Raw genomic sequence first — 19,526 nt, 5'->3', positions numbered from 1 at the left:
GCAGGGTCAGTGGCCTTTTAGCCTTTTCGGATAGGACTCTTACCCTTGACTCCCCATTCCTTTCCAACCCTTACCGCCCTTTTGCCGTGTGTCCCTTTGTGCGGCAATCGGAATATCGATTTGTCCAGGTGCCGTTTTGTTGGATGCGCGTGCTGGTAAGAAAAAGGAAAGTATCGGTACACTGCGGTGCGAATTTTATCGGGTCTTGCCATGAACCTCACTGATGCCACGCTCGTGCTGCTGCTCGCGGCACGTATCCATGGAACAGACGAAGCTGTCAGGGCCTCGGCGAAGAGCGTGGTCAAGAAGTTACCGCGCAGCAAACGTGATCTGATCTACAAGGTGATAGACAGCCGAAGTCCGCTCGAGCTGGTGGATTTTCTGGCGCAGAGTCTGGATGAGTGATAGCTCGATGTAGGAGTCTGGCTATCTATTATTTTTTACGTGAGACGCCCGTGGCGCGATGCCGTCTGTTTTCTAGAAACAGAAAAAAGGGCTCAACTCACGTTGGGCCCTATGACGCGTTTGCAGCAGTGAGGTAACGATCAAGCTCCATCGTTCATGCAGAGTGAGTCATCCAAGACCGCTTGCTTCAGTTGCTGCTCCAGATTGAGCACATATTCCGAGGCGCTGCGGGCCTGACCACTGGCGCGAAAGATTGCGCGCTTGTCAGCCTTGAGCAGGCTGAGCCAGAAGTCGATGTAGCCCTCGTGCCTCAGCTCTCCCTGAATGCCGGCATAAGCACATAAAAAAGCCGCACCCATTTCGGCGATCAACTCTTCAAATGCATAGCCTGGCGAGCCGAATGGGCAAGGTGAGGTCACGCCTTCGCGCTGCAATCGAGCGTGATGCCCGGTCCAGTGCGTCAGCTCGTGAAGTGCAGTGGCGTAGTATCCACCTTGATCGTGGAATTGCGATTTTGTCGGCAGTTGGATGAGATCCCTGATCGGGTGGTAAAAGGCTTCGTCGGCAAATCGATGAATGATGTTTGCGCCCGAAAGTAACAACAGATTTTCCGCAGCGCCGTTGGTGAAGAAGGGATCGCTCGGTTCCGTCTCGAGCACGGTTTCGTTGAGCGTTTCGAGCCCTTCCGTTTGCTCGATGTTGAACAGAAAATGCGTCCTTAGAATGCCAAAGTGAGCGACCTTGGGCTGACCGTTTTCATCGAGTACGGGTTGGCCTGATTCGGTCTGTTCTTCGCGTTCCATCGGTTTGTAGAGCACTGCCAGGGTGCTGTGCTCACCCTTACGGATGTGCCCGCCGGCTTTTTTGGCTTGGTTGAAGGTGAGCCAACGATCTTGAGTAAACCCCTGCAACCTGGCCTCGGCCCACAGCAACGGTAAATTGATGCCCGAATAGGGACGCTGTGTGATGGCGTTGACGGGATAGGGCTGGTGCTGAGCGACGTCAGTTAAGCCACTTGAGGACCAGGGTTTGATCCATGGGGCTACGCCTTGGTCTAACGCGTCAACAATTTTGTCAGTCACGTCTTGATAGATATTACGCATGGCATTTTCCTCGAGAGAACACGGAGGAACGCCTTGCCCGTCGGGGAGGGATCCCCGGTGGGTGTTGGTTGGATTGGTGCAGGGCTGCGTATAGCCTGAGTTGGATCAGTGGCCGGGTATGGCCGTTTGCGTTCAGCGTTGCTGCTCTTCCGCAAGCGCTATCAATAAGACGTTAGGCTGGTCTGATGCCTGAAGCAGGCTGAGGCTCAGTCGCAGCAATGGTTCATGATCTGCATCACTCGCTGAGACGAACTTGGCTACCTCAAACACCACGTAGGGCGCGTTTGGATCGGCCAGGTGAGCTTCGAAGGCTGCGCGTACGACGTTGCTCAGCCTATCGAGCTGCAGTTTTTCAGGATGATTTGAACCATCGGGCAATACTACGTGTTGCCACGCTTCTGGAGTGAACACAACGGGCAAGCGCAGAGTGTTCAGTGCTTCGCTTGTGAGTGAGTCGGACATGATGTGCCTCCGTTGAAAGCGCGAAGAAACCTGTCCCATAGGGGAAAGTCCCCGCGGTGGGTTGAAGAAAAACAAGAGGGGGTTAGGACGAGCCGAGCTCGAAAGACGCTAGGTAGAGCAGTAGGCGTTCATCACAGTGAAACGTGATCGTGCGAGCCACCGAACGCTAATCGCACTTGGGGGGGAACCATCACCGGAGTGACGTAGCTTTGAAGGCTCTGGCTACCTGGGAAGGTGCTGTCGATACAGCGATCCGTACCCTCTATGTAGCTGGATGATATGGATGGGTCAACGGTCTTAGAGGCGTTGCTGCACGAGGTGCGTCTTCTGTCTTCCAGAGAAGGTTTTTCGACCGAGCAAGCTGATAAACGGTTAAGCATGGGCGGTTTTCAGTAGTAGTCTGTAATCTCGATTACTACAGGAACACGCTCAGAAGAGGGCGCAACCATGCCGGTTCAGCAGCCAGTTCAAATTTCCCGCGCGCACCGCTGGGCTTATGCATGTGGTATGTCGGCAAAATGTGGTTATCGCAAGTGGAAAGGATTTGAATCCCGCGTAGCTAAACGTGCGGCGGCGACAGGTATGCCTGCGGGTGGGCTATTGGTTCGCGGGACCTTTCTAATTACTAAGCTGGCACTCCTCCTTGGCTTGCTCTTTATCGGTTTCTGGTTGGTCGCTTCTGTCGTAACGATGATTGCTGTGATTGGTCTCCTGTTGTCCAAGGCTGCCATTGATGCAGATCTTAAAGAGGCGGAAACCGGGCCAGACTATCTCGGTGCCGACCTCTACATCGGTGACTTCGACGACAACGGGCATTATATCGGCGACAGCAAGTCATCTAATTGAGCGCTGAGCAGCCCCCATTATTTGATCCGTACCTTTGCTTGCTGAATCACTTGCGGCTTTGCTGCCATTGGCCAGCATGCCTTGTATCCCGTTCCCTACTGCATATCCCGTCCAGCTCATGGCTCCAAGGAACAGCATCGGCAGTACGATGAACATCGCCCCCATCACATATTCAATCACCTGCGCCGTCACGGTTCCATCCATAAATCCGGATGTGGGTAGGGACAACAGCATCTGATTGGAGGCCGACACTTGGTTGTACAAGGTGTCGAGCATGCTGGAGTCGACCCAGCGGGCCAACTCCCACCAGAAGGTCAGCATGTGCAGTGTGAACAGCGCGAACGTCACTGTCATGACAGTCTTCAACTGGTAGGTACTGACCAGCAGGATCAGCGGCAAGCTGATGATGACGCCCATGATCAGGAAAGCCTGCACCATCGGCAGGGCAGCGCGTAGTGCATTCATCGCCGGGAAGTTACTGAAGGAACCGAGAGCCAGCCCAGTGTTGGTGGCCAGGTTATTGAGCCCCTGATTGATCGACCCACCGCGAGCACTGGAGCCATAGTCCTGGTACACCTGTCCTGGCGACATGGACATAGATTGCTGGCGCGGGCTGACCAGTTCGCGCAGGGTGGCGTCCTCAATCTCGTTACTCGAACGGCCAGTCAACCAACCTTTTAGCTGAGTCAGCAGCGAAGGGTCGACTTGCTCGATCAAGCGCTCGCGCAACCCGACACCATTGTCACTCCACCACTGTTTGCAAGTGGGGTAGCCCGCGCCATTCTCCAGCCGTGGCAAGGAAACATCGCGGGTTTCATCGTAGGGCCAACTGACTCGCGGTGTCCGTGAGCGATCGGTGTCGTAGTAGCCCGGAGTGTCGAGAAAATAGCTTGAGCCGATCCAGGACGCATCATGACTTTGCGCTTTATCCAACTGCGAGCGATTGGTGAATAGCCGAGAACGGGAATAGCCGTAGCAGTCACGAGTGAAGTCGGCGACCTCCTGCAGCAGGACCTGACTGTCGATACGCGAACTGTCGATCTCCATGCGCATCTGCCGGATGTCCGGTGCGCAGGGAATGGAGGCGGTGGCCGCTGCGGTCACTCCTTTACTCAAGGCGTGCACCAGAAACCACCAGATTGGCACGTTGGCAGAGCGTTCTCCGATGGTGTTGAAAGTGGTACCCCAGGCGGTTTCCGCTGGTTTGGCCACGCTGACACCGCAGCGTTGGCTCGCTGCATCGTCGAACGCCATTGAAGCGAGGTTTAGCGGAAAGACCGGCGCGCAGCCGAACAATACGACAATGTAGGCCAGCCAAAGCCGGTTCTCGATTCGAGGTACCGAGAGCAATCCTTTGTTGCCTTCATCCGCGCCTTGCTGACGGGCCGACAACCATTCTTGCAAGATGATTGCACCAAAGGGGGCGGCGAACAGGCCAGTATCGGACAGGACGTTCCAGATACCGTTGTTGATGATCCATGCCAGCAGGGAGAGGTAAAACTCCAGGTAGCTGTTAGTGCTCATAAGCATGGTGGGACCTCACAATCGAGTAAGCTCGACGCAGGTAAACAGCAAGAGCCCTAATGTCCCGGCGCGTTTCACGCGCAGTCGGTCCTGTGGTCGATGTCGGTAGCGCCTCAGCAGGTCCCACCAGAGTGCAAAGAGGACGCTGTAGAGCAGGGCGCGCCACCACCGCAGATAAGGCCGTATCGATTCCAGGGCTTGCTGCCAGATCTCGAAACTGCCCAGCGCAGCGCGGCCGATCCAAGCGATCAGTGCGGCGGTCAGGATCATCACCGCGGCAGTCCCCAAACTCGAAAGTAAAGTGAATAGCGATGAGCGTTTCATGGCTCACTTGCGCCTGGCGTCAGCATCGTTGAGTCGACCAGGTTCGGGGTCGCCTTGCTCGACGGTACGCGAAGCATCGGCACCACCGGCATGCCGGTCCAGCACCAGACTGGCGGTATTGGTGGTGAGCATCTGCCGGACCTGCAGCTCGGTCTGCAGCAGGCGTATCTCGCGCTCCAGTGTGTCGATGTTTTTCGTCAAGGCCGTTTGGGCCGGTTCGGCGGAAGCGATGTTAGGTTCGTGGCTGCCTGCCAGCAGCGTGCGCAATAGCAGGAGCGCTTTGTCGAGCACGCTGGACAGGGCCGTTTCACTGGCGAGGCGTCGCGCCAGTATTTCCTGATCAGGGTCGTCGCGTAGGGCTTCGATCACACCCCGGGTCACCGGCAGCATCGGGCTGGAGGCTTTGCTCAGATTGTCAGGGGTAGGCTGCAGAGAACCGGACAGTAATCCTTGCAGGATCTTGAGGTGTTCACTGTAGGCCTCCTGGATCAGCGGCGTCAGTCCGCTGCCAGCGGTAGCCCGCAGAGTCTCGCAGGTGTCGCAGGTCGCGACTTCGGTCTCACCCAACACTCGAACAGCCCATTCGGACTCCTCTTTGGGTGAGGTCCATGCCTGGCAAATAGCGCCGCCAAGGCAATCACTGCTACTGATCGAGGCGCTGTCATCCACCGACCGGTTATGCAGCAGGTTGTAGCCCGCGCGCACCACATCGGAGGTTGCCCGGATGGGTGTTTGTCCGCTACCTCCAGCCTTCTGCCCGCCAACCCAAGACACCCCATTATTGCCGTTACGGGCCTCGGTGTTTTTCACCGCGGCCACCGCATCACCGCCGGTTTGTTCGAGGTTGCCCTGCATCTCCTGGTTCTTGGCCAATGCGCCCCAGCCGGCTTGACCGACTTTGTCCGCCATCTTCTCGGCCATGGCCTGGCAGGTCAGTTTGGAACGATCGAAGTCAATGCGGCCTTGCATCACTCCGTTACTCAGTAACTCATAGAGACCGGGATTGGCGCGCTGGATGATCAATGCCGGCAGCGACATGACGGCTTGGGTCGCGTTTTGCACGATGCTGCCCATGATCTGCTGGAAACCTTCGGTGACGCCGTTTAGTTGGTTTTGCAGGGTGTTGGTGAGGCTCATGTTTCCGCACATCATGTTCGCCTGCCAAGACCCACCGACACCGAGTCCGTTGGGGCGATAGAGCGAGCTCGGCGAGCCCGCTGCCGAGCCGCCACCGATGGTGTACATCACCCGATCATCGAGTACTTCGCCTTGAGTACCCAGGCGGTAATCGCCCTCGACTGCATGAGCATGAGTGGCCACTGCGAGCAGTCCACAGAGCAACAGACTCATCGCGTCGAACGAGGATCGTGTGAGAAGCAGGCTCATGAAGCACCTCCTTCGAAGTCGATGCTGAACAAAAAGGTCTGTCCTTCACGCTTGCAGCAGCTATATGGACGCCACAGCGACCAGGCGTAGCCGCCATCCGCGCTCTGCACCGAATCGCTGGGGAAGATGGCACATGTGGGTTGAACCACGGGGGAGAGCAGTTGCCATTTGTGGGTCGAAGCGTCGTTTTCAACGATTGGGCCAGGCGGCCAATAACCCTCGCGTGGTACGGGTATGAGCGGGACATACACGTGCGGTTGCGAGTTGCGGGTAATGACATCACCCGCCCGCTGCGCCATCACCGCAGCGGCTTTGAAATCGTCGGGTTGCACCAAAAATCCTTGCCGGGGATAGACGTTGCCCCACATGTTTCCCGCGAGCTGACGGCCGATTTCACGGATCCCGGGCACAAGCGACTCGGGGTAAAGGCTTTCCGGGATGCCATGACGCCAGGCCAGTGAGTCCAAAGTGCTCAGGTAATAGGGCATGAACGCAGTGGCGCCGCTGGCGCAGGCGTAGCCGGATTGCGAGGCCAGTTGCGTGGCGGCCCAGCCACCTGGATGACCGATGGCATCAACGTTTTTGAAACGAGGCAGATTATCGCGCTGGGTGTTCGGCGTGATCAGGTTACCGCCTCCTTCCGCACCACTGATAGGAGAGGACAGGGTGGCCATCTCGGTCCAAGGATTGGCGCCAGTGGTGGCATAGCTCGAGACCACCAGCTCAGGAATGAAGTGACGAACCTTGGTTGAGGTTTTAACCGTGCAGCCGAAGGGGGTGCAGAGCAACCAAAAGCAGAGGCCGACGACTCTGTACTCGAGGCAGTCTGGAGAAAGTACGGAGGCGGTAATGTTGCCGGTATCCAGCGCTACGCTTGACCCGGATGCCAGCAGAATGCTCAGCACCAACGGATGTAATTTCTGTGGCGAAATGTGCGGGCAGGCAGCGGACATGATCCAGGCTCTGGGTGTATGGCCTGGATAGGTTCAATAATCGAGAGAGGGGTGTCAGTGAGAAAGCCGAACGCAGGATTGTCGGTTTATAACGATCTTCTAGATCAGCAGAGGGTCATTCAGCGCTCAGCGTACGAGCAAGCGCGTCAGACTCGATGAGCAACTGATCCGTTTTGATCTCGAAAATGTTGGCGAGTTTGCAGAGGACCAATAACGACGGGTTGCCTACCCCTCGTTCGATTTGACTCACGTAGGTACGATCCACCTCGGCCATGAGCGCCAATTGCTCCTGGGTAAGGTTCTTCACGCGTCGCATCGAGCGGATATTTTCCGCGAGTTGCAGACGGAGCTGTTCGAAGTCTTGAGTCATGCGCGCAAACTGCGCCTTGAGGGACTCTCAATCCACGGGATATAGTCTACATTGGCTCTGATTCGGGCTTTTTTGATGCTTAAGCCGAGTGTCAATTTTGTTTCTATGCTGCTTAGAACAGACCGAGCATTAATAAATAATCGAAAGCTAAGGTGTCTATGGACGAAAATTACGTTTCAATTCCGGCGGCGGACGGCTGCCCGAGCCTTTTGACACCGTGGGGCAGCGAATTTGCGCCTATGATCGAACGTGGCGTGCAATGCGCCCAGGCCTGGCTTAATACACCCGGTGACGTACCGCTGTGGTGGGAACTGGCGCAGGCACGGAAGACTTGTCCGGCAGGAGAATCTCAGGATGCTTTCGAAGCAGGATTTTTATTGAGAATTCAGCAACGGCTTCAAGGCGTTTCACCGTAGCCGTGCGGCTCCAACCCTGACGATATGGCCTACACGGGAAAATTTACTGGAAGGTATGGTTCCAGGCTCCATTCCTCTAGAATGGAGATCTGACAGAAGTGGCGTTGGTCTGTGATAAACAGATTTACGTAGCTAGGATTCTGATAAGTGCAGATTCTGCACGCTCTGAGAACGTGGAGCGCGATATGAAAGCCGACCAAGTGTTGAGTGATGATCTGGTGAGCCGACTGGAGGGTAAAATCCCAGCCATGGCTGAAGGTGCGATCAATACGGCCTATATCAACGCGCTGGCGGCCGGACTCAGCGTGATGGAAGTCATGGACGGCATGCTCGTTGAGACGACTGCTGATGGTAAGTACAAGGTTATTCGAGTGGCCAAGCCCAAGCATAAAGTGACCTTGGGCGGGATTATCAAGGTGCACCGCTGCTCATGACCGTTCCTCGATTGAGAGTGTTTGCCGGTCCTAACGGCTCTGGCAAAAGCACGATGAAAAGTGCCGTTCCTTCCCATCTGATTGGTATCTACATCAATCCGGATGAAATCGAAAAGGCTGCCAAGGAAGGCGGACGCCTGGAGTTCAGTGATTTTCAACTCGAAGTCGAAGGCGACGAGGTTCTCGGTTTTATCAAGGCGCACCGACTGATTCGGTCGACCCAGCTCGGTGAAGAGGCAGCCAAAATAAGCTTCAGCAATAACGGCCTGAATTTCCAATCCGTCGCGATGAACTCATATTTTGCTTCCGTGCTTTCTGATTTCATCCGGCACAAGCTCCTCGAAGCCCAATTGTCGTTCACCTTCGAAACGGTGATGTCTAGCGAGGACAAAATCGCTTTTATGCTCAAGGCAAGAGCGTCGGGATATCGCACCTACCTCTATTTTGTCGCCACTGAAGACCCGGATATCAATATCAACAGGGTCAAGAACCGTGTTGCAGCCGGCGGGCATCCAGTGCCGACCGAAAAAATTGTCCAGCGCTACGGTCGTTGCCTGAACCTGTTACCAGCTGCCATTGCAGCCTCTAACCGGGCCTATATCTTTGATAACTCCGGCGCGGACCTGGTGCTGCTCGCTGAAGTAACGGACGGGACAGACCTTGAGTTTAGGGCTGATGAGGTCCCTGACTGGTTCATGCAAGCCTACGTGGAGAAGGTGTTCAAGGATTTGCTACCGGGTTGATCGAAACTAAATATGCGCCGTTTCACTTACTCTTTATTCCTCGCATCTCATCGATCCGTTCAGCTACCCGGTAAGCCGCCTCCAATTCCGAGCAGCCGTTCTCTTGCATCAATGTCCAGCGCTCGGCTTTTTCCTCGGGCTCCGTCATGGCCAGGGCGAGATAAAGACTGGGCGGCACGGCCCGAAACAGCGTTTCGAGCTTCTTCGAGAGCACGACTCCCTCAGTGTATTTTCCGGGCTCCTTACTGGCGGAGAGCAGCAAGGCTTTCTGTGCCGGCGTGAGTTTCTTGAACCGTGCGATTTCTTCGATTTCCGCGGGCGGCATGTTCAAGCAAATCCACCATTCGATCATGTTGAGCATGGTCTGCGCGGCGGTGGGGAAGTCGGCAAGGTTTTGCGTTGCCAGCCAGAACCAGGCACCGAGCTTGCGCCACATCTTCGTTCCCTTGACCACAAACGGCGCCAGCAGCGGGTTTTTGGTGACGATATGGCCTTCGTCGGTGACCATGATGATTGGTCGGCCCAAGTACTGGTCGCGCTCGGCAAGGTTGTTCACGGTGTTCATCAGGCTGATGTAGCTGATGGACATCTGGGCTTCGTAGCCTTCACGCGCGTAAGTGGCGAGATCGACAATGGTCACATCGCTTTCGGGCCAAGGTGTGCCTTCGCGATCGAACAGTTCACCCTCGAAACCCTGGCAAAACAGATCGATAGACTCGCCCATTTCCTGGGCACGCTCGCGACGTTTCTCTGGCAAGTGCGGGTCGGCGGCGACGCGCAGCAAGGCGTCACGCACGTCGCGGGTTAGCACCTGGCGACCCGCTGCGACACAGGTCTGTGCCGCATCGAGAATGCACTCGCGGATCAAGCTGCGATCGGCTCGACTCAGGCGCGCCTCTTCCTTGGCCTCGCCGCCGGTGATCATCAGGCGGGCGGTGATTTCCAGTTCGCCGAGAACATCGCGCTGGTCTTCGCGACTGGCTACCGCCTCATCGTCCAGCTCATCGATCGACAGACTCACCACCTGGTCCGGCTGCTCGACCAGGCGCCAGGCATCGGCGAACGGGGCGAGACTGATCGCGGTTCCAGGTTTTAATTGGACCTTGTTGACTGACAGGCCTTGCGTTGCGGAGTAGTCGCCCTGCAAGCCGAATGAGTTGCCGGCCTCAACGATAAACAGGCGAGGCCGGTACACCGCCATGACCTGCATCAGCAGGGTCACCAGGGTGGCCGACTTACCGGCGCCGGTCGGACCGAACAACAGCAGATGGCCGTTCATGGCCCGGTCCAGACGTGACAGCGGATCAAAGCTCAACGGCGAGCCACCACGATTGAACAGGGTGATACCCGGGTGGCCGGTGCCGGTGCTGCGACCCCATACCGGGGCGAGGTTTGCCAGGTGCTGGGCGAACATCAGGCGTGTGTACCAGTTGCGCGTGTCGTGGGCCGGGTTGTAAGCCATCGGTAACCAGCGCAGGTAGCTGTTGCAGGCGGCGACCTCATCGCTTTCGCGCACCGGTTGCAGCCCCGCGCCCAACAGCGCGTTAGCCAGGCCGACCGAGCGTTGGTGCAGTTGCTGTTCATCGTGACCGCGCACATAGAACGCCAGGGTGCCGCGGTACAGCTTGTGCTGGCGACCGATGATCGCACGAGCCTCTTCGACATCCTGACGGGTCTGGGTCGAAGCCAGGTTTTCACCGATGGCTTTGCGCGCCAATCGGTTTAACTGGTCTTCGAGCACATCCTGCGGCTTGACCACCAAGGTCAGACTCATCACCGTGCCTTCGGGTAACTGGTCGAACAGGGCATTGACTGCATCACCCTTACGGGTTTCTCCGGTGAGTTGACCAATCGACGGTGCCCGTCGCAGTTTGTCCACCACCATGACCCGATGGGGTTGCCCATCGAAGTACCAGAGTCCTCGTTGCACATCCGAACACGGTTCGTTGAAGAACAACCGTTCAGCGAAGTCGTGATCGAAGGGCAATTCCAGCGACTCGCCACCAGTAGGCTCCGGATAGGCAACACGTTTGTAAAAGTCCTCGGGCGCTTCATCGGTGAGCCTAGGCGCCGGATTGAACCAGGGTAATAACCAGGCATACAAACCGTGGCCATCAACTGGTACTGATTGCACGCCGCACGCCTGCAACGAAGCCGCAATACGTTCGCAAGCCTGCTGCAGGGATTGCACAGGGGTGAGTCCCGTCTCGTCGGCGCCAGACTCGAGCCAGCGATAGACCACCAGGCGCCCCCGGCGGTTATTGCCGCGCCAAGGCAGGTGCGTCACCACCTTATCCTCGAACAGCCCGCTGGGCTTGGTGATGGCCTTTAGATGACGGCGGCTGAGTTCCAAATACGCTTCGGTGAAGACCGTGCCCCGTGCGCTGTCCTGAATATAATCCGTGAGCTGTGTCAGGTAGGGGGTGAAGTCGTTGTCGTCCTGGCAGAAAAACTGCGCCACCCAAGGCGATTGATCCAGCTCATCAAAACTGTCCTGTAGGGCATCCTCAAGGGCATCGCGGGCGGCCATCAACCAATCGGGTTCGCGCCCTTCGGTGCCGATGGGCAGTAACTCGAACACCGCGCCCACCGAGCGGTTGTCATCGAGCAGAAAACACTGCTCGGTGTCGAGGTATTCGACCCACGGCAGGTGATCGGTGAAGCTGGGGTTGTGCGCATAGAGTGCAGCTTCATCGGCCAAGGTGGCGCGAGGGCGCAATGGATGGCGCCAGGCTTTCCACGCAGGAGTGCGGTCACCCGCATCGCCGGTACGCACTACAAGTCTTCCTGACGTTCACCGGGTAATGCGTACTGCACACGTTGGTAGAACGGAAAGACGGTTGAGTAACCCGGCACCGGTGCCTGCTCGGTACCACTCAAGTGCGGATACACGTAAAGCACCAGATCGGGATTGGGCAGACGAGGGAACAGGTTGCGGATCTCATTCGCCGCTGTGCGAGTGTATGGTTCCTGGAGAGCCGCGGAGACATCTGACTGAGCCAGCGGGCGGCGTAACTGTTGTCGAGCATCCAGCAGTTGTTGCTGAGTGCCTTGCGAACCGGCGCCGTTCCAGATGTCCAGCATGGTTTGCTCGCCATGGGGCAGCAGCGTCTCCTTGTCGGTGGAGCACCCCGCCAGGACTAAGCAAAGCACGCTAATCCAGGTCAGGCAGAGAAGCATGGTCTTTTTCATGGCGAACGCTCCGGCCCTTGGGCTCGTAGTCGATGGTGATCTCATGGTCGAGGTGCAGCGCGACTTGGGCAGCCGGTGGCACGTACACGGCAGCAAAGGTCTCGCCATACAGTTTGTTGATCCACTCGCGGATGTCGCTGACCCCACCACTGAGAATTGAATTCAGCGCGCTGTTGCCTGTGCTGTTGGTAAGCCCGAGCGTACTGCCGCCCGAACTGATCACGCTGCTGTTGTTCTGCTCATCCCCGAGCAAGGCGGCGACACCGGCGCCGGCGGCAGTGATCAAGCTCTGGCTGCCGAGGTACTGTTGAGCGTTTGAGCGGCGCTCGCCGGCAATGCAAGGAATGCCATACGGATCGGACAGGTAACCGAGTCCACCGCGGATCTTGTCGGTGTTCGAGCTCTGGGCGGTGGAGGCGTTGCGGCTGGCTACTGCCTTCGGCTGAGGCACCGTGCGGATAGTGCCGTCGGTAAACACAAAGGTAACTGACTCGACCTGTCCGCGTACGCACGACAGGGTCCAGTCGCCGGAGGCTGTACCGCTCATCACGGCCCCTGCGACGTCCGGCAGGTCGATGCCGTTCGCTGTCAGGTTTTCCGGACCAACCAGTACCTTGAAGGGGTAGGGATCATTCACAGTGCCGTCTACTGGGACTCGGCCGATCAGCGCGGTCATGGCGACCGAGCCCATCAATGTGGCGCTTTCGGGAATGGTGTAGACCGGCTTCGCGCCTTCAGTACGATCAGCGGATCGTGTCAGGTCACGTTCACCCTGGGTGACTGCACGTAGCTGTTTTTGGCTGCGATCAATCGCGTTATCTTTCAAGCCCTCCAGGGAGTTGAAGGCGGTAGGCAGACTCAGTGCGGAGGAGGTCTTGGTTTTGCCTCGGGCGTCGGTGGACAGAGCATCCGAGGGTTCAATCCACTGCAGCGCATCATTGGCAGAATGCTGCCCGTCGAACTGAGCCCCATCGCCCGGCTCAAGCCCCAATCCAACCGGCATATCCTTGCCTTTGCCGGTCAGCCCCGACAGCTGTTCCTGCAATTGCGTCAGCAGACCACGGGCCTGGCGACTGTCTTGTTCCGCTTTGAGTCGGGCCTCGTTGGCTTGTCGGCGGCCTTCGTCGACCTGTTGGGTTACGCTGCCGAGCGCGGTCTGGATGCGCGAATCGACACTATTTTCCCGCTCACGAAGGCGGTTGTTCTCCGTCTGCAGCGAATCGTTGTGTTTTTTCAGGCCGAGCATGTCGCTGCGCATGGCCTTCACCTGGCCGACCAAGGTGGCAACCGTGTCGCGTGGGGTATCACCCGCAATACCGAGCGACTTGGCCTGCTCGGCGGATAACTGGAGGTTGTCCTGAGCAGGCGGACTGTCTGACGAAGGCGAGGTACCACCCGCAACCCAAGTTTTCAGGATGATGAACACCACGCCTAGCAGCACAGCCGGTACCAACCATTTGAGCAAGGCGTTAGCTTTCATCGTCAGCACCTCGTGCAACGGGCGGGAGCGGCACGGCGTGTTCGAGGCCGGCACCGTGGGTGACGAGGTAGGCAACCGTGGTGTCTTCAGGGCTGCCGACAGGCCCGAGGAAAGCATGCTGGAAGGACGCGGCGAACAACTTTGCCTGAAGCTGACGCGGATCGAGTTGCACCGTCACTGATCCAAGGTTGCGTAACTTCACCGCCGTCACCCAGTAATCACCTAGTCGCCAGGCGGCGATGGGCGTGCTGGACACGTTTTCGGTCGGCAGCAGGGTCGGTAGTTCGGTGCGCCGCTTGAGGGGGGCGCGGCGTACGCCGGGTAGGGATTCTACGGTGCGCAGCGGCGCGTACAGGCTTTGCGCGGCGTAGCGCGTCAACGCGACAGGGATCGGCGTACGTTCTGGAACAGGGGCGGTGCTGGATTCCGTCTCGGTAGTCTGCACCGGAGCATTCTTGATAATACGCACGGGTTCCAGCGGTTGGTCGCCAGGCGTGGCTGCAATGTCCAATAGGATGATCTCGCCCGTCGCGACCGATTGCAGTTGTAACCGGGTAGGTGCAATGGCTTCTGACGCGCGCAGGTACAGCGTGCCGCCGGTAGATTGCACGCGCAGCTTGCCGGTCAGAGTTGAGGGGACGCCGACTCGGACATCCTCATCGACAAAGACCACCCGCTCCTGATTGATAACCAGCGGGACCGCGAGGGGCAGGCGTTCCCAGTGCATCAACTCGACGGCCTGCGCTGCAACTCCCCACAGCATCAGTGCGGCGGTGAGTCCCAGAGTAAAAATCCGCGTCATGGCTCACCTCCAGGCAGAGCGATTTTTTGCGGTGTGCCCTGATAACAATCCAGTGCCAGCCCCCACTTGTTTTGTTCGGGGTCCAGATCAAAACGCACCACGCGTAAGGGATAACGCACCACCACCCGTTTCACCGGTTCGGCCGCGTAGTACTCATCGGCGTTGAGGTCGAGGGTGACCAGCCAGCTATCGCGATCGAGTTGCTTGACCCTGAATTCCGGATCTTCGCTGTAGCCTCGGCCCAGAATTTCGTAGACACCACGTACCCGCTGGCGCAGTTCGCCAGCAGCCTTGCGGTACTCGTAGTCGCCGTCGAGGAAGGCTTTGCAGGCGGGTGTCAGGTAGGACTGCAAGCTGTAGATAGCGCGGCGGTAATCCTGTTCGCCATCCGAAGGCCAGCGGTTGAGTTGACCAAAGATATAGAGGGCAAAGGCATAGACGTTCTCTGAGGGGATATCCCACCACTTGCGAGTGCTACCCGAGCGCAGATCCGGGGGGACATGCACGGTCAGATCGGTCGGTGCCGAGCGCCAGCCGTACCAGAGTCCGGCACAGACCAGAGCAAGGATCACTACCGCCAGACGCAGGCTGAAGATATGGGCCTGTTGGGCATCCACCTTGTTCCGAAATCGGCTCATGGCTGCCACCGGGACAGGGCAGGGCGCAGTCGACGCGAACGGCGAACCGTCCAGGCGCCGGAATGCAGAATCAAACTTCCTCGCTTCAGGCGCCAACGGCTGACCAGTATCCATTCGAGTTTGCGGTACAACCAGGTCTCGGGACGGGCCCGTTTGGCCCGACGCAGTAGTGTGCCACCAGCCAATAACACCACCGCCATGCTTACGATCATGCTGGTCGGTGCTACGGCAATGGAGGCGGTAGCGATCGCTAGCGGAACGCCCAGTAGCAGGCCGACAAGTGCGCCGACACCGAGCGCCACCCACATCTCATCATTGGTCAAACCGCGCAGTACGGTAGGATCGCGATTGAGTCGCTCCGGCAGAAAGACCACGGTGCCGTCGGCAAGAAGTTCGATTGTGTCGTTCATGCCGACCTCACAGAATCGCGGCAGCCTTGGTCAGGAACCAGATGATGATCACCACCAGTAGGGCGCCGATACCAACCACGGCACCGAGGTCTTTCCAAGTCTTTCGCTGGTTCTGTACGTCGGCATAGACGGTCAGGGAGTGCCAGGCCACGCCTAGAAAAGCGAGCAAAGCGATCAGCAGGCCGAGCAGGATGCCGCCGTCGTAGGCGTAGTTTTTGATCGTCTCGATCAACCCAGAACCTTCGCCACGCGAAGGGGCTTCCATGGTCGGGAGTTCGGCAAAAGCCAAGCTTGGACCGAGCACCAGCAGCAGTCCGATCAAGCGTTGGCTGGCACGATCACTTAGGTTGTTTTTCAGGGGGACAAGGCACTTGAGCATGACGGCGATCTCCTGGTTTAGGAAAGGGTGAAGAACATCAGAACCAACAGCGCGAGCAACACGCGTGCAGTGCTGCCACCGAAGGCGCCGAAGCGCACACTGCCTGTCGCCCATCCCCGGTAAGCCGTCCAGATCACCCAGGCACACCACAGCAAAGCCAGAACGAGGACCATGGACAGCCACAGTGTCGAACTGCTCTGCGGTGAGAAACCGGATGCGTTTTGGAACGCTGAGTTCTGAGCGTCAGTCATCCTCATGGCGACGGCTTCGCGGACGGAGTGTCGAGGCGGTAATCACCTACCAATTCAATGGGGTCGCGGGGCTGAGCGCGCGAAGGGGACAGGTAGTCCTGTACTCCATGGCGGATGCGCTGGATGTCCTGAGTCAGCCGGGGATAGTCGAAACGATAGCGTTCGTCTGGTTCAGACCTGTTGGTTGTCTCGGCTCGTGCCGCTAGTCGTTCTATAGTGTCGAGTTGCTGCTGGACTAGGCTGAGCTGTTCCTGCTCATGAGCAGATGCGGCATAACTGCTGCCATCGACGATAGCAAGCGAGAACAGTAACAAGCAGCGAAAGGGGGTAGTTGGCATGATGCTGGCCCATATGGATCTGGGAACAGAATCAAGTCAGAGGTCGAATTGTTCATTAAGAAACTTGAGGTGTGATGAATCGTTTTTCTGAGGAAGGACTGGGGATATTTACTTCACAGCTGATGTGGACCTTCGATCGTCGGCGGCGAGTGTGTTGGCTGCCATCGGAGACGTTAAGACGGTGCAGAACTACTCTTGGGCGTGGCTGTATCGACCACTGCAGGCCGCTTCTAGATGGTGATTTGAGATTCCGGCGCGCTTTCGCACTTGAGATGGCATAGTGATGTCGGTGATCCTATTTATTTGTCTGCATTGATATGGCAAATCTGGAGTATATGGATGGCGCTTTTTTCACAGGATCAGCTTGAGGCAATTGCAGGAGCGTTAGGCGACACCAGCGCAGGACTTACCGGATCTGAAATTTAGTTTCTTCTAGCCACTGCTAAAATGATAGATCCGGGACCGATCACAAAACGCACGCGCATCTACAACGCTTTTGCCGATAGCCAAAATACCAAAAGGAATCGTACCCACGTTTTGGAGTTCATTCGCCAAGCGATGAAGCCTGCCCGCTATAGCCGCGATCCTGAGCGCTATGAGCCGATGCGTGCCCTGCTTAACCTGGTCCTAGCATTTTCAGGGCTTTTCGTCGATCAAGGAGGTAACCTCTCCAAGCCGAAACTGCACAGACGTTGCCTGAAGCTAGACGTCGGGCCATGGAACTGAGGGCAGATCTGGAAGGACGTGGCGTTCATCCAGACGTCCTCAGATTTTGCCGAGCAGAGTTATTGGCTGATAACTATTTCCATGCAGTCCAAGAAGCAGTCAAGAGTGTCGCCGATAAGATGAGGTCGCGCGCAGGCGTAAGAGATGATGGAGCAACCTTGGTCGATCGTGTCCTCGCGGGGCATCCCCCGCTTTTGTCCATAAATGCGCTCAAGACCGTGAGTGAGCGCAGCGAGCAAAGCGGGTTCGCCAACTTAATACGCGGGACATTCGGGATGTTTCGCAACCCCACCGCTCATGAAGCAAGAATTTCGTGGGAAATGTCGAAAGAAGATGCAGAAGATATCTTAACAATCGTTTCGCTGATTCATCGGAGGCTTGATAAAGCTCGCACTCTTTGACGGGGCAGGTACCTCCAAGCCTCGCCTTGAACGACGGGCTGACCTGCTCGATGCCCTGGCCTATGGCAATATCAAGCTCAAGACTCGCGGCGACATGCACGGTTTAGTGTTTTATTTGGGCAGCAAGTTGACGGAATCAAAGGAAAAAGGCATGAAAAATGTTCTGCTGGTCGGTTGCACCTACGGAGGGGACCCGATTCCTGACACGACGATTGATGTGCTGGGGTTATGCCGAGCAAGCATCGACAAGAGCCGTTCGGCCTACGCGCTATACGAATATGACGTGATCATAATCAACCCTCAGAGCTACTCACATTTTATGTTTGGAGTAGCTACGCCCCATTCGGAGTCGAATAGCGAGCTGTGGGACCTCAAGGCGGAGGATAACCGGTTCGACCTGGATACTGCTTACGACCAATATGATCGCACTCAGGAGTTGTCTGCCGCATTGGAACAAGGTACTCGTGTTATTTGGCTGATGGCCCGAGAAAAACATATTAAATTCTTTGGCCGGCGTAGTATTTACTCGGGCTATGCCAACGATGTAGCTAAAATGGTTGCTGACTCTAGTATTCTTTACGAGAAGAAGTCTCGGAGGCTTACAACCACAGACGAGGTTGGAGAGTTTCTACCTTATTTCGACAGGTTGAAAAGTGACGGATGGGGCATTTGCCTTGATACACATGGCTCCCACATTGATTCGTTCGCTAACACACCTGAAGGCTACACTTTAGGCGGGAAGGTGGTAGTCGGTTCGTCTCAAGCTTGGATGTTGACCCCACCCACAAGTCAAGAAGCTACGGATGTGTTGGTACGTTGCGCGCTCGGCCTCGACCCTACGTCCGTTCCGCGTAGCGCTTATCATGGGGTTTTTCTAAGTCATACCAGCGCGGACAAGCCCTTCGTGCGCAACTTGAAAGCACGGTTAGAGGCTCAAGGGGTTAGGGATGTTTGGCTGGATGAGGCCGAGATCCTGGTTGGAGATTCTTTAACCAAAAAAATTGACGAAGGCTTAAGAAAGACCAAATACATCTGTGTTGTGCTGTCTGCCAAATCGGTCAAGTCACCGTGGGTCGAGAGAGAGCTGGAGATAGCCATCCATCGAGAAATTTCGACTGGAGAGGTCGTAGTGCTTCCGCTTTTGTACGAACAGTGTGATCTCCCATTATTTCTAGTGGGAAAACTGTATGCCGATTTCACTTCTCCCGACTCTTACGATGAGGGCGTAGGAAAATTGTTGCGACGCCTTAAAGTTTCATAGTTGACGGCCAACCATGGAAGGTCGTCACGGGTAGTAACTGACTGTCGATGGAAATCTTGCAGCACCATAAACCCGCTAAGTGCTGGCTTGCACCAGTAGAGGCGCACCCGGGTTGGCCTTGGCGTTATGGAGGAACGACGGAAAGGAACCCCACCCATGAGCGCCGTGGATTCATGTGAACCGGCGCCGGAACTGTGATCGAACCGCTAGCAGTCACCCTGGATGCGTTCAACCTGGCGATCTCAATGCTTTCCGTCAGGCGGTGCATGCTGAGCAGTAAGCCTGAGGGTTGAGCGGGAATTCAGCCAGCGGAACACTGCGAGGCGCAGTGTAGCAAGGCCCTAAGGGCGGTGGTCGCCCTGGCTGAGTCTCTGAGCGAGCTGGCTGGCGCTGAGTCGCCAGTCCGATACTGCAACCTTGCGGCAAGTGCACACGATCAAATCAAACGACTGCTCAAAGACGCGGATCGCCTGAACTTCTGGTGGGCGCATTATTGGTATATGGGGGAGCGCACATCAGATGGACTATGGAGATTCTTGGATGCTGAAAAGTATCGGTAACGCCTGCACAGGGGCAAGTCTGCGTGAAGCTTTAAATGAGCTACAGGTAGGTCAGCCGGTTTTTCGCGGTGAAATGGACGATGCTGAGACCTGGGAAGGTTGAGTGTCATCACTACCAAATC

Annotated in this window: 24 protein-coding genes; 8 read left to right on the top strand and 16 right to left on the bottom strand. The window is 56.9% G+C overall.

The window, feature by feature from the left end:
* The first annotated feature begins 210 nt into the window (after positions 1-210).
* On the top strand, positions 211-405 hold the full coding sequence (locus LQ215_RS04220) for a DUF7740 domain-containing protein (protein WP_230147510.1): 195 nt from the start codon (positions 211-213) through the stop codon (positions 403-405).
* A 140-nt stretch (positions 406-545) separates the two neighbouring features.
* On the opposite strand, the gene LQ215_RS04215 is transcribed toward LQ215_RS04220, so the two are convergent.
* Both LQ215_RS04215 and LQ215_RS04210 read right to left on the bottom strand, forming a co-directional pair.
* Positions 546-1,508, bottom strand: a complete 963-nt coding sequence (locus LQ215_RS04215; RefSeq protein ID WP_169850786.1) for an ArdC family protein — start codon at positions 1,506-1,508, stop codon at positions 546-548.
* A gap of 132 nt (positions 1,509-1,640) precedes the next feature.
* Positions 1,641-1,970 (bottom strand): hypothetical protein, encoded by a 330-nt coding sequence (locus tag LQ215_RS04210; protein WP_169850785.1) that lies wholly within the window; start codon positions 1,968-1,970, stop codon positions 1,641-1,643.
* A gap of 447 nt (positions 1,971-2,417) precedes the next feature.
* On the opposite strand from LQ215_RS04210, the gene LQ215_RS04205 reads away from it, so the two are divergent.
* Positions 2,418-2,816: a DUF3742 family protein gene (locus LQ215_RS04205; protein WP_230147509.1), complete on the top strand. Its 399-nt coding sequence runs from the start codon at positions 2,418-2,420 to the stop codon at positions 2,814-2,816.
* Here LQ215_RS04205 and LQ215_RS04200 read toward each other — a convergent pair.
* The 5 genes from LQ215_RS04200 to LQ215_RS04180 all read right to left on the bottom strand — a co-directional run bounded on the left by LQ215_RS04200 (position 2,805) and on the right by LQ215_RS04180 (position 7,373).
* Positions 2,805-4,346, bottom strand: a complete 1,542-nt coding sequence (locus LQ215_RS04200) for a conjugal transfer protein TraG N-terminal domain-containing protein (RefSeq protein ID WP_169850783.1) — start codon at positions 4,344-4,346, stop codon at positions 2,805-2,807. The two genes, LQ215_RS04205 and LQ215_RS04200, sit on opposite strands and share 12 nt — an antisense overlap.
* 9 nt (positions 4,347-4,355) lie before the next feature.
* Complete coding sequence (locus LQ215_RS04195) at positions 4,356-4,664, bottom strand: hypothetical protein (protein WP_230147508.1); 309 nt, start codon at positions 4,662-4,664, stop codon at positions 4,356-4,358.
* Positions 4,665-4,667: 3 nt separating this feature from the next.
* Positions 4,668-6,050: an integrating conjugative element protein gene (locus tag LQ215_RS04190; RefSeq protein WP_436839557.1), complete on the bottom strand. Its 1,383-nt coding sequence runs from the start codon at positions 6,048-6,050 to the stop codon at positions 4,668-4,670.
* The gene (locus LQ215_RS04185; protein WP_230147507.1) at positions 6,047-7,003 is read right to left on the bottom strand and encodes a TIGR03756 family integrating conjugative element protein; all 957 of its coding nucleotides are present in this window, start codon (positions 7,001-7,003) and stop codon (positions 6,047-6,049) included. Before LQ215_RS04185 ends, LQ215_RS04190 begins: the two co-directional genes overlap by 4 nt.
* A 115-nt stretch (positions 7,004-7,118) precedes the next feature.
* Positions 7,119-7,373, bottom strand: coding sequence for a helix-turn-helix domain-containing protein (locus LQ215_RS04180; RefSeq protein ID WP_027603217.1), 255 nt, complete (start codon positions 7,371-7,373; stop codon positions 7,119-7,121).
* A 158-nt stretch (positions 7,374-7,531) separates the two neighbouring features.
* Between LQ215_RS04180 and LQ215_RS04175 the strand changes: the two genes are divergently transcribed.
* The 3 genes from LQ215_RS04175 (at position 7,532) to LQ215_RS04165 (ending at position 8,966) form a co-directional block, all read left to right on the top strand.
* The gene (locus LQ215_RS04175; RefSeq protein ID WP_082339956.1) at positions 7,532-7,789 is read left to right on the top strand and encodes a LasR-specific antiactivator QslA; all 258 of its coding nucleotides are present in this window, start codon (positions 7,532-7,534) and stop codon (positions 7,787-7,789) included.
* A gap of 185 nt (positions 7,790-7,974) precedes the next feature.
* The gene (locus LQ215_RS04170; RefSeq protein ID WP_230147506.1) at positions 7,975-8,223 is read left to right on the top strand and encodes a hypothetical protein; all 249 of its coding nucleotides are present in this window, start codon (positions 7,975-7,977) and stop codon (positions 8,221-8,223) included.
* The gene (locus LQ215_RS04165; RefSeq protein WP_230147505.1) at positions 8,220-8,966 is read left to right on the top strand and encodes a zeta toxin family protein; all 747 of its coding nucleotides are present in this window, start codon (positions 8,220-8,222) and stop codon (positions 8,964-8,966) included. Before LQ215_RS04170 ends, LQ215_RS04165 begins: the two co-directional genes overlap by 4 nt.
* Positions 8,967-8,988: 22 nt before the next feature.
* On the opposite strand, the gene LQ215_RS04160 is transcribed toward LQ215_RS04165, so the two are convergent.
* From LQ215_RS04160 to LQ215_RS04120, 9 genes are read right to left on the bottom strand one after another with little or no spacing between them, the layout of a single operon-like run.
* Positions 8,989-11,742 (bottom strand): conjugative transfer ATPase, encoded by a 2,754-nt coding sequence (locus LQ215_RS04160; protein WP_230147504.1) that lies wholly within the window; start codon positions 11,740-11,742, stop codon positions 8,989-8,991.
* Positions 11,742-12,158 (bottom strand): TIGR03751 family conjugal transfer lipoprotein, encoded by a 417-nt coding sequence (locus tag LQ215_RS04155; RefSeq protein ID WP_169850775.1) that lies wholly within the window; start codon positions 12,156-12,158, stop codon positions 11,742-11,744. Before LQ215_RS04155 ends, LQ215_RS04160 begins: the two co-directional genes overlap by 1 nt.
* Positions 12,121-13,638 (bottom strand): TIGR03752 family integrating conjugative element protein, encoded by a 1,518-nt coding sequence (locus tag LQ215_RS04150; protein ID WP_230147503.1) that lies wholly within the window; start codon positions 13,636-13,638, stop codon positions 12,121-12,123. The genes LQ215_RS04155 and LQ215_RS04150 overlap by 38 nt, the downstream gene beginning before the upstream one ends.
* Entirely contained in the window at positions 13,628-14,440 is an 813-nt protein-coding gene (locus LQ215_RS04145) for a TIGR03749 family integrating conjugative element protein (protein WP_169850773.1), read from the bottom strand. Before LQ215_RS04145 ends, LQ215_RS04150 begins: the two co-directional genes overlap by 11 nt.
* Positions 14,437-15,078, bottom strand: coding sequence for a PFL_4703 family integrating conjugative element protein (locus LQ215_RS04140; protein ID WP_169850772.1), 642 nt, complete (start codon positions 15,076-15,078; stop codon positions 14,437-14,439). Before LQ215_RS04140 ends, LQ215_RS04145 begins: the two co-directional genes overlap by 4 nt.
* Positions 15,075-15,488 carry a TIGR03750 family conjugal transfer protein gene (locus LQ215_RS04135; RefSeq protein WP_169864938.1) on the bottom strand — a complete coding sequence of 138 codons (414 nt, stop codon included), beginning with the start codon at positions 15,486-15,488 and terminating at the stop codon, positions 15,075-15,077. Before LQ215_RS04135 ends, LQ215_RS04140 begins: the two co-directional genes overlap by 4 nt.
* A gap of 7 nt (positions 15,489-15,495) precedes the next feature.
* Positions 15,496-15,867 (bottom strand): TIGR03745 family integrating conjugative element membrane protein, encoded by a 372-nt coding sequence (locus tag LQ215_RS04130; RefSeq protein WP_081360913.1) that lies wholly within the window; start codon positions 15,865-15,867, stop codon positions 15,496-15,498.
* A gap of 17 nt (positions 15,868-15,884) precedes the next feature.
* On the bottom strand, positions 15,885-16,124 hold the full coding sequence (locus LQ215_RS04125; protein ID WP_034113434.1) for a TIGR03758 family integrating conjugative element protein: 240 nt from the start codon (positions 16,122-16,124) through the stop codon (positions 15,885-15,887).
* Positions 16,121-16,456: an RAQPRD family integrative conjugative element protein gene (locus LQ215_RS04120; RefSeq protein ID WP_034113432.1), complete on the bottom strand. Its 336-nt coding sequence runs from the start codon at positions 16,454-16,456 to the stop codon at positions 16,121-16,123. Before LQ215_RS04120 ends, LQ215_RS04125 begins: the two co-directional genes overlap by 4 nt.
* A 716-nt stretch (positions 16,457-17,172) precedes the next feature.
* Between LQ215_RS04120 and LQ215_RS04115 the strand changes: the two genes are divergently transcribed.
* The 3 genes from LQ215_RS04115 to LQ215_RS29485 all read left to right on the top strand — a co-directional run bounded on the left by LQ215_RS04115 (position 17,173) and on the right by LQ215_RS29485 (position 19,507).
* Entirely contained in the window at positions 17,173-17,583 is a 411-nt protein-coding gene (locus tag LQ215_RS04115) for a TIGR02391 family protein (RefSeq protein ID WP_201022113.1), read from the top strand.
* Positions 17,561-18,844 (top strand): toll/interleukin-1 receptor domain-containing protein, encoded by a 1,284-nt coding sequence (locus tag LQ215_RS04110; RefSeq protein ID WP_201022114.1) that lies wholly within the window; start codon positions 17,561-17,563, stop codon positions 18,842-18,844. Before LQ215_RS04115 ends, LQ215_RS04110 begins: the two co-directional genes overlap by 23 nt.
* A 540-nt stretch (positions 18,845-19,384) precedes the next feature.
* Complete coding sequence (locus tag LQ215_RS29485) at positions 19,385-19,507, top strand: hypothetical protein (protein WP_262375565.1); 123 nt, start codon at positions 19,385-19,387, stop codon at positions 19,505-19,507.
* The last annotated feature ends 19 nt before the right edge of the window (positions 19,508-19,526 follow it).

It is taken from the genome of Pseudomonas brassicacearum (assembly GCF_918698105.1).
GTDB lineage: Bacteria > Pseudomonadota > Gammaproteobacteria > Pseudomonadales > Pseudomonadaceae > Aquipseudomonas > Aquipseudomonas brassicacearum_F.
Note: the sequence above shows the minus strand (reverse complement) of the source record. Positions and strands in the feature narration are given on the sequence as shown.